Raw genomic sequence first — 8,823 nt, forward strand, 5'->3', positions numbered from 1 at the left:
AGGTAACGGTCAGGCCATCCTTGCCAGTATCTTGGCCATATCCGCCGTATCGAACGCCCTCAGGGTCTCGGTTCTGATGTTGCCCATCGATGCGATTGATAGGCCCAGCGCAGTCGCGGCAATGTCGTCCTCCGCTTCGGCAACCGCCACGACATCATGCTTGCCCAGCGTCCACAACAAGGTGTGAATCTTGACCCCGCTTTTGCTGGCCATCTCCTTGAAAGCCTCGGCACGCTTCTGGGTGTCCTTTATGGTCCTGATACCCTGGTCGGTGAAGTTTGACAGCAATACGTAGTGAGCCATTGGTTTCCTCCCACAAGGGAAACGCGGGGCGCTCACGGCGCGTCCGCCGTTCCCAGGACCACAATAGCACGTGCCCACTCTACAAAGAAGCAATTGCTAATATATCGGCGTACAGGTTGGATTGCCGCAAGAGGCGCGAGTCAAGTGTCATGTCTCGAAGGCGGCACGCGCGTGCAAGGCGGTGTGTAGATGGCTGCGCTCATCAGCCCGGCTCGATCTCCGAAAACAGCCAGTCGCGAAACGCCTTGACCTTGCGCTGGCGGATCGCCTCCGGCGGATAGACCAGATAGAAGCTCGAGACCGCCTTCAGTGCGTGGTCGAACGGCCGCACCAGCCGGCCGGTGGCAAGGTCGGCGGAGACCAGCATGGTGCGGCCGAGCACCACGCCTTCGCCCTGGACGGCCGATTCTACCGCGAAGGTGGCGGAATCGAAGGTGAGCCCGCTGTTGGGATCGACGCCTTCGACGCCGGCGCTGGCCAGCCACGCCGCCCAGTCGATGCGGTAGCCGTCGCGGATCAGCGTGTGGTGCTTGAGGTCCTGCGGGTGCCTGAGCGGATGTGGCCCTTCCAGCAGCTTCGGGCTGCAGACGGGAAACACTTCCTCACCGGTGAGGAACTCCGACGTCAGCCCATGATAATGGCCGCCGCCATATCGTATAGCGACGTCGATGCCGTCGCCGCGGAAATTGGTCAGCCGGCCGGTGGTCGAGACGCGCACATCGATATCGCCATGCGCGCGGTGAAACCGGTAGAGCCGCGGCACCAGCCATTTTCCGGCAAACCCGTCCGACGTGCTGACATTGAGCGTCGAGCCGGAATGGCGCGAGGTCGCGGTCTGCGTCGCCAGCGCGAGCTGGTCGAGCGCCTCGCGCACCGCGACCGCATAAGGCTCGCCGACCGGTGTGAGCCGCACCGAGCGCGTCGCGCGCTCGAAGAGCTGCACGCCGAGCTGATCCTCCAGATGTTTTATCGCCCGGCTGATCGCGCCATGGGTGAGGTTGAGCTCGTCGGCAGCCCTGGAAAAATTCAAATGCCGTGCGGCGGCCTCGAAGGCCGGCAAGGCGTTGAGCGGCGGCAGTTTGCGGGTCATGGCGAAGCCATTTGTGAGTTATGGTAACAAATACTTGCCAAACTTTGGTTTGTCCATCGTGCTTTTTCCAGCCAAAAATCCTCACAGAACTTGTGATCAAAACTCACCAACGTGCGAGGACGCCATGGCCACCGTTCATCCTTTCCTCTGGTTCAATCTCGATGCCGAAGCCGCGCGGGATTTCTATCTCTCGGTCTTCAAGAACAGCCGCGCGCTCGGCGCGATCGAGTTCACCGACAAGCCGCACGCGATCTTCGACTTCGAGCTCGAAGGCCAGCGCTTTACCGCGCTCAATGCCGGCGGGGTGCCGCCTTTCAACGAGCGCATCTCGCTCTACATCGAGACTGGGGACCAGGAAGAGACCGACTATTTCTGGAACGCGCTGACCGCCGGCGGCGGCTCGGAACAGCCCTGCGGCTGGCTGAAGGACAAGTTCGGCGTCTATTGGCAGGTCATCCCGGGCGAAGCCTTGCGGCTGATGAACGATCCGGATCGCGCGAAGGCCGACCGGGGGCGCCAGGCGATGTATTCGATGAAGAAGATCATCCTCGCCGACATCGCCGCCGCCCACGCCGGCCGCGCCTGATTTTGAACCCATCCCTGGAAGAACGGAGAAAACCCATGACCAGTCTCACGGGAAAGAAGCTCATCATCGTCGGCGGCAGCTCGGGCATCGGCTTCGGCGTCGCTGCAGCCGCCCTGGAACACGGCGCGGAAGTCGTGATCGTCGGCCGCTCCGAGGACAAGCTGAAGGCCGCCGAAGAGCGGCTCGGGGCAGGACACGTGACAGGCATTGCCGCCGACATGGCGAACGAGGCGGACGTGTCCCGCATGTTCGAGCAAGCCGGCGCCTTCGATCATCTGGTGGCGACGGCCGGCACGCCGCCGCCCAATTTTCCGATCGGCGAGACCGACATGGATTTCGTGCGCGGCTTCGTCGACGGCAAGCTGATCGGGTCGGTGATGCTTGCCAAGCATGCTGTGCGCAAATTGAACAAAGGCGGCTCGATGATCTTCACCTCCGGCATCAACAAGGACCGCCCGCCGGTTCCGGGCGGCGCGGTGGTCGCGGCGGTCGCCGGTTCCTTCAGCTATTTCGCTCGCGCGCTGGCGCTGGAGCTCGCGCCCACCCGCGTCAACATCGTCTCGCCCGGCTGGGTCGACACCGAAATGTGGGACGAGATCGTCGGAGAAGCCAAGACAGGCTATTTCGGGCAGATGGGCGGCCGCATCCCGGCCGGCAGGATCGCCAGGCCCGCCGACATCGCGCCGGCCTATCTCTATCTCATGCAGAACGAATTCATGACCGGCGAGACCGTCCATATCGACGGCGGGCAGCGGCTGGTGTGATCGGAAAGGCCGGACTCTGTCCGAGGATCCGGCTCCGCCATCGCGGTCCCAAGGGCCGGGCCTCGCTTTCCGACCCCTTGTCGGGCAATGGCGTTTCTGGCGGAACGCTCATATACATGACGCTCGAATGAGCAGCGCCTCCGCCTCGTCGAGGAACGCCATGCGAAGGGTCATCGTCACCGTCATCTGCCTTGCCGCCGCGACAGGCGCCAACGGCCACGACTGGTACCAAAACAAGGTCGATCCGATAACGAACCTCAAATGCTGCGGCGGCACGGATTGCCGCCCCATACCGGAGTCCTCGGTGCAGTCCAGGGCGGACGGCGGCTATGTCTATCTGCCCGATGGCTTCAACATCCCGCGAGAGCGCGTGCAGGAATCGCCGGACGGCCGATACCATATCTGCGAGAACAGATACGTCATCACCAACCAGCCCTATCTGCGCTGCTTCTTCGCGCCGCGCCTCAAGGTCTCGCGGTTGCTTCCGCAGTAACCGCCGCCACCAGCTCTTTACGGTCACTGCTGATTACCGGCCCGTTGGGCGCGCCCAAGTCCATGCTGAAGACGTTGCTGACCGGAGCAAAGCGCGCTGCAAACCGTTAGACCCGACAGTGCTGCAGGAATGGCAAGGATGGCGCAACAAGTCAAAAAGCAGGAGCCTCTCGCCTTTCGCTTCGCCGATGACGGGCTGGTGCCCAATCATCCGCGATGGCCCATGCTTGTCTATCCCGGCGCGGTGCCGCTGCCGGACGACGTCGATCCGGCCGCGGTCTTCGAGGAGATTTTCGCCGCGAATGGCTGGGGCGACAGCTGGCGCAACGGCATCTACAGCTTCGTTCACTACCACTCGCGCATCCATGAGGTTTTGGGCATCGCGCGCGGCGCCGCCGAGGTGCGCTTCGGCGGTGACAAGGGCAAGGTGCTCGAGGTCGAGGCGGGCGACGTGGCGGTGCTGCCGGCAGGCACTGGCCACCAGCGCCTGTCCGGCTCGGCCGACCTCCTGGTGGTCGGCGCCTATCCGCCGTTCGGCACATATGATCTGTGCCGCAGCCCCGAGCAGCATGCCGAGGCGCTGCGCACGATCCCGGGGGTCCGCCGTCCCGACAAGGATCCGCTTTTTGGCAGCGACGGGCCGCTGCTGAAAGCGTGGAGTAAGTTGGCGGCCTGAACCGCAACGCGGCCGTCCCCTACGGATAATGCTCCTTCTTCGGCGCATAGATTGCCGGATTGAAATCCAGTTCTTTCGGCAGCGGCCGGCTTGAGCACTGCAGGTGCGTCTGCCTGGCAAGCAGCAGCCGCTGCTGCCGCTCATGCTCCTTCACTGCCGCCACCATCCCCATGCTGTAAGGTCCAAGCAGCACGCCCATGCCCCAGCCGGGATGGTCCTTCTCGCGCTGCGCATAGTCGGCTGCGGCGGCGCGGGCCTGCTGGCATCCCGGCGATGCCCATTTCGGATCCTGTTGCGACAGCGAGGCGCCATAGTCGGCTGGAGAGGACACGCATCCAGCCACACCCGCGCAGAGCGCGGCGATCACCGCATTTCTCATCCTTGAGTCCTCGCTAATTTAAGGCCGGAGAGACCACAGAATGCTTCTTCGCACAAGCGAGATGGCGGCAAAAGGAGAGAGCCGGACAACTGCTGTCGTCGTCCGTCGAGGCGTTCCCGAAATTTTTTCAACACCTCGTTCCGTTTCCACCCGCCGCTTCGTCCTTAACTCGTCCGCACCGAAAAGGAGAGCCGCAATGGCTGGAATGATCGTCATCTACAAGCAGCCAGCCGACGCGCAGGCGTTCGACAAGCACTATTTCGAGACGCATATACCGCTGGCCAAGAAGATACCGGGCTTGAGGAAATACGAAGTAAGCCGGGGGCCGATCACGGTGCTCGCCGGACCGTCTGACGTCTACCTGATCGGGACACTTCATTTCGACGATCTCGACGCGATGAAAAAAGGGATGGCGAGCCCGGAGGGAAAAGCGGCCGGCGCGGATCGCCGGCTCTACGCGCCTGATGGGTCGGGCGTTCAGATCTTCATTTTCGACAGCATGGAAATCTGAGCCCGCTCGCCGCCGCTCAGAATTTCCGGCTGAGATAGGCCGACCCGCGAAGCCCGAACCGCCACTCGAATTCCACCGCCTTGGTCAGGCCGATCCTGCGGCCGCTGACGATGGCGGAGGGATCGGCCCGCGACGGGGCAAACTCGAAAGGCGGCGCGGTCAGCGGCAGCCGATTGTGCGAGCCGTCGATGCCGAGCGCCTGGCAGAGCTTGCCGGGCCCGGAGCAGAGCACCCGCTCGTCAGCTACGCCGCGCCGGCCGTGCATCTCGGCAATGCCCGATTGCGGCTGGAGCGCGCGGATCAGCACGGCGCTGCCCGGCAGGCACACCGCGTTCAGGCACCAGTGCAGGCCGTAGGAGCGATACACATAGGCCGTGCCGGGCGCGCCATACATCGGCGCGTTGCGCGGCGTGCGGCCACGATACGCGTGTGAGGCGGGATCGTCGCGCCGGTAGGCCTCGGTCTCGACGATGATGCCGCCGACACCGGACAGCGTAAGCGTAGCGCCGATCAGCGCGCGGGCGACCACAAGCGCGTCGCGGGCGAAGAAATCGGCGTCGACCGGATCGACCATCGTAGGCGTTCGATCAGCCAAGCAAATTGCGCGCCGCGCGCATGAAGATTCGCGAGCCGATCGGGATCAGGTCGTCGGGAAAATCATAGTCGGGATTGTGCAGCGATGGGTGCCTTTCGCCGGCGCCGAGGAAGAACATCGCTGATTTGGCGCTGTGGCCGAAAATGCCGAATCCTCCGACGCGCGCATCGGCAGCGCCACCTCGCTGCGCGCAACGCCTTCCTCGTCAAGCGCGCGGGCGAGATGATCCACCGCGTCCGGCGCGTTGATGCTGGCGACGAAGATCTCGTGATAGTCGAAGCGCACGGCAAGACCATGCGCGGCGGCGATTTTCCTGGCCAGCGCCTCCGCGGCGGCGACGAGTTCGGCCATGCGCTCGTCGCGCCTGGTGCGCAGCGTCGCCCACACTTCCGCATAGCCCGGCGCGATGCCGAACACGGCTTCGCCCATCGAACAATGGGTGACGGTCACCATGCCGAAATCGTCATCCGCGAAAGTGCCGCGCCCGAGCGCGGGCAGCGCCGGCATCAGCTCGCTCACAGCCGGCATCGGCGAGGTGCCGGTCTCGGGCATCGAGGAATGCGCCGTCTTGCCCTCGAGCACGATGCGCATGCCGCGCGAGGCGCAGTTGACGGTGCCGGCCTTCAGGCGCACCTCGCCGAACGGCACGCCGGGCAGATTGTGCAGCGAAAACGCGAAGTCCGGCGCGATCTCGGCAAAGCGCGGATCGGCGACGACGCCGGCCGCGCCGTTTCCGGTCTCCTCGGCCGGCTGGAACATCAGCACGACGCGGCCCCGCGCCGGCCGCTCGCGGCCGAACTGGCGGCCGAGCGCGGCCAGGATCGCGGTGTGCCCGTCATGCCCGCACATGTGCGACTTGCCCGGCACTTGCGAAGAATGCGCGACGGCCGAAAGTTCTTCGATCGGCAGCGCGTCGAGCTCGGAGCGGAACAGCACCGTCGGCCCGGCCTGGCCGCTGTCATAGACCGCCGCCACGCCATGGCCGCCGAGCCCCGTCAGCACCTTGTCCGGCCCGGTATCGGCGAGGAAGTCCACCACTTCCTTCGCCGTCTTCTCCTCCTCGTTGGAAATTTCCGGCTGCCGGTGCAGCTTGCGGCGCCATTCGGTCAGCTCGACGATGTCTCGATTGGTGAGGGTCATGGGTTGGAACTCCGCTTGGGCTTGCCGGTCACACAAACACGATAGGGTTTTTCTCGCGCCGTGCCATGGCGATCAATTCCGCTAGGCCATCGGCGCCCTGTTTTCTCCGAGCTTCTGGCGCCGTCAGTTCGTAATCAGGAAATGCTCCGTAAACCGCTGAAATCCTTAACACGATTTTCATCCCGGTCGCCTAACCACTTAGGTCATGACAAGGCATGATGAGCGGCTGGCTGCGGGTCCCTCTTCCGGGGAGCGCGGCGGAGCCGTGGACGCCGGCATCCTGCGCGATCAGCTCGCCGATCTGAGCAAGGGCGTCTTCATCTCGATGCCCATCGGCACGGTGCTGGCAGCCCTGATCCTGGCGGTGCAGCTGTTGTCGGGAGGCGGCCTTGCCGCAGTGGCGTGGTTTGCCGCCATCGCCCTGGTCAATGGCGCTCGCGTGGTGCTCGCGCTCGCCCAGTCGGGCGCGGCCGACGAGCGGCAGCAGGCGGTCGTCGTCCGGCTTTCCCTCTATGGCCTGCTGGCGCTGGCGTCGGGTGTCGCTTGGTCGTTCCTGGCGCTGCTCAGCGAAGGGTACACCACCGCCCAGGCGCCGCTCTATCTGATCATGCTCGCCGGCACCTCGGCCGGCTCGGTCACCTACTGTACCTCCCACGCGCCGGCCTCGATCAACTTCATCACGCTGCCGCTTCTCACCGCCGCGGCCTGCGTGCTGGCGCAAGGCGGCGTCGAGAACGACGTGCTGGGCTTCACCATCCTGCTGTTCCTCGGCGGCATGATCAGAGGCGCGCTTCTGGGGCAATCCCGCTTCCGCGAGACAAGCCGCTTCAAATACGAGGCGCGCGAGTTCGCAGCCGAGATGGAACGCAACTCCAGGCGCGATCCGCTGACGGCCCTGCTCAACCGCTACGGGCTGGAGCAGGCAATCGCCGGGCTCGGCCTTTCCGACGGCCCGTTCGTGGCCATGCTGATCGACCTCGACGGCTTCAAATCCGTCAACGACACCTATGGCCACACCATCGGCGACGGACTGCTGGTCAAGGTGGCGCGCCGGATCGAGGACCACGCCCCGCAAGTCGCCACGATCGCGCGCATCGGCGGCGACGAGTTCGTGCTGCTCTTCTCCGCCTGCAGGTCGCCGCAGGCGGCCGGCGAGCTTGCGTCAAGCATCATCGCGGCCATCGCCAATCCGGACCCGGAGCTGAATTCGGTGCGCGTCGGCGCGTCGATCGGCATCTATCAGGCGGACAAGCCGCAATTGACGGAGATGCTGCTCAAGGCCGATTTCGCGCTCTATGCGGCCAAGCGCGGCGGCAGGAACGAATACTGCCTGTTCGACGCGGATCTCGACGCCGCGCTGGAGCGCAGGAACCGCATCGAGCGCGATCTGCGTGGCGCGATCGAGTCGGGCGCGCTCTGCTGCTGGTTCCAGCCGCTGGTGCGGCTCGACACCAGCGCGGTCGTCGGCTTCGAGGCGCTGCTGCGGTGGCAGCACGAGGTCCGTGGCGCAATCTCGCCGCCCGAGATCGTCACCGCCGCGCGCGAGACCGGCCTGCTTTCGCTGCTGACCGAAACGGTGTTCCTCAATTGCTGCGCCATGATCGCAGAGCTGGTGCGGCAGGGCCGCCCGGATGTGCGGGTGGCGATGAACCTTTCGCCGCGCGAGCTCGAGGCCGGCAATGTCGATGACATGATCCTCGACGGCCTCAAGGCGCAGAACGTGCCGGCCGCGATGCTCGAGATCGAGATCACCGAGGAGGCGCCGGTCGACCGCGACCGGGTCGGCCAAAAGGTCGGGCGGCTGGCGGATGCCGGCATATCGATCGTTCTCGACGATTTCGGCACCGGCTTCTCGACCCTGGTGTCGCTGAAGGACAGCCGCATCCGCAAGATCAAGATCGACAAGGATTTCGTCCGTGACCTGGCGAAATCCGTGGAGGACCAGGCCGTGGTCGAGGCGGTGATCGGCCTTGGCCGCAGGCTGGGCATCGAGGTGATGGCCGAGGGCGTCGAGACCGACGCCGACCGCATGATCCTGCGCTCGCTGGGCTGCATGATCGCGCAGGGCTATCTGTTTTCGCCCGCACTGCCGATGCGCGACGCGCTTGCCTTCGACGCGGCTGCCGCTGAGGTTATTTTCGAGCCGTTGCGCAATCCCCGCAGCGGCAACGCCGCCTGACAGACCGTCAGGGGCATTCTTCGTAGTTCGGCTGGCAAGGATCGGCGACAGGGCAGGGGTTAGCCGACGTGGAGGGGCGGTGGGAAGCGCGCCGATGTCGTGCGTAAT

The 8,823-nt window shown here is 64.9% G+C and carries 12 protein-coding genes; 6 read left to right on the forward strand and 6 right to left on the reverse strand.

The window, feature by feature from the left end:
• Window positions 1-9: 9 nt before the first annotated feature.
• The gene (locus tag EOA28_RS15205; RefSeq protein ID WP_126061615.1) at window positions 10-303 is read right to left on the reverse strand and encodes a GYD domain-containing protein; all 294 of its coding nucleotides are present in this window, start codon (window positions 301-303) and stop codon (window positions 10-12) included.
• A gap of 202 nt (window positions 304-505) precedes the next feature.
• Window positions 506-1,393: a transcriptional regulator GcvA gene (locus tag EOA28_RS15210; RefSeq protein ID WP_127251799.1), complete on the reverse strand. Its 888-nt coding sequence runs from the start codon at window positions 1,391-1,393 to the stop codon at window positions 506-508.
• A gap of 124 nt (window positions 1,394-1,517) precedes the next feature.
• Between EOA28_RS15210 and EOA28_RS15215 the strand changes: the two genes are divergently transcribed.
• From EOA28_RS15215 to EOA28_RS15230, 4 genes are all read left to right on the forward strand, one after another.
• A complete protein-coding gene (locus EOA28_RS15215; RefSeq protein ID WP_128315019.1) occupies window positions 1,518-1,979 on the forward strand; it encodes a VOC family protein in 462 nt (153 codons plus the stop codon).
• 35 nt (window positions 1,980-2,014) lie between these two features.
• Window positions 2,015-2,743: an SDR family oxidoreductase gene (locus EOA28_RS15220; RefSeq protein WP_127251797.1), complete on the forward strand. Its 729-nt coding sequence runs from the start codon at window positions 2,015-2,017 to the stop codon at window positions 2,741-2,743.
• Between the two features lie 127 nt (window positions 2,744-2,870).
• On the forward strand, window positions 2,871-3,236 hold the full coding sequence (locus EOA28_RS15225) for a hypothetical protein (protein WP_126078058.1): 366 nt from the start codon (window positions 2,871-2,873) through the stop codon (window positions 3,234-3,236).
• A gap of 138 nt (window positions 3,237-3,374) precedes the next feature.
• Window positions 3,375-3,911, forward strand: a complete 537-nt coding sequence (locus EOA28_RS15230; protein WP_127251796.1) for a cupin — start codon at window positions 3,375-3,377, stop codon at window positions 3,909-3,911.
• A gap of 19 nt (window positions 3,912-3,930) precedes the next feature.
• Here EOA28_RS15230 and EOA28_RS15235 read toward each other — a convergent pair whose 3' ends face one another.
• Entirely contained in the window at window positions 3,931-4,290 is a 360-nt protein-coding gene (locus EOA28_RS15235) for a hypothetical protein (RefSeq protein ID WP_126078056.1), read from the reverse strand.
• A 196-nt stretch (window positions 4,291-4,486) separates the two neighbouring features.
• Between EOA28_RS15235 and EOA28_RS15240 the strand changes: the two genes are divergently transcribed.
• Window positions 4,487-4,801, forward strand: a complete 315-nt coding sequence (locus EOA28_RS15240) for an EthD family reductase (protein ID WP_126083438.1) — start codon at window positions 4,487-4,489, stop codon at window positions 4,799-4,801.
• A 16-nt stretch (window positions 4,802-4,817) separates the two neighbouring features.
• Here EOA28_RS15240 and EOA28_RS15245 read toward each other — a convergent pair whose 3' ends face one another.
• The 3 genes from EOA28_RS15245 to EOA28_RS38840 form a co-directional block, all read right to left on the reverse strand.
• Window positions 4,818-5,375: a DNA-3-methyladenine glycosylase gene (locus EOA28_RS15245; protein ID WP_127386398.1), complete on the reverse strand. Its 558-nt coding sequence runs from the start codon at window positions 5,373-5,375 to the stop codon at window positions 4,818-4,820.
• Window positions 5,376-5,441: 66 nt separating this feature from the next.
• Window positions 5,442-6,536, reverse strand: a complete 1,095-nt coding sequence (locus tag EOA28_RS15250; RefSeq protein WP_245463244.1) for an amidohydrolase — start codon at window positions 6,534-6,536, stop codon at window positions 5,442-5,444.
• Window positions 6,537-6,564: 28 nt separating this feature from the next.
• On the reverse strand, window positions 6,565-6,717 hold the full coding sequence (locus tag EOA28_RS38840) for a hypothetical protein (protein WP_189342050.1): 153 nt from the start codon (window positions 6,715-6,717) through the stop codon (window positions 6,565-6,567).
• A gap of 84 nt (window positions 6,718-6,801) precedes the next feature.
• On the opposite strand from EOA28_RS38840, the gene EOA28_RS15255 reads away from it, so the two are divergent.
• Window positions 6,802-8,715, forward strand: a complete 1,914-nt coding sequence (locus EOA28_RS15255; protein WP_245463245.1) for an EAL domain-containing protein — start codon at window positions 6,802-6,804, stop codon at window positions 8,713-8,715.
• Window positions 8,716-8,823 lie beyond the last annotated feature (108 nt).

Origin of the sequence: Mesorhizobium sp. M2A.F.Ca.ET.067.02.1.1 (assembly GCF_004023285.1) — a bacterium.
Taxonomy (GTDB): Bacteria; Pseudomonadota; Alphaproteobacteria; order Rhizobiales; family Rhizobiaceae; genus Mesorhizobium.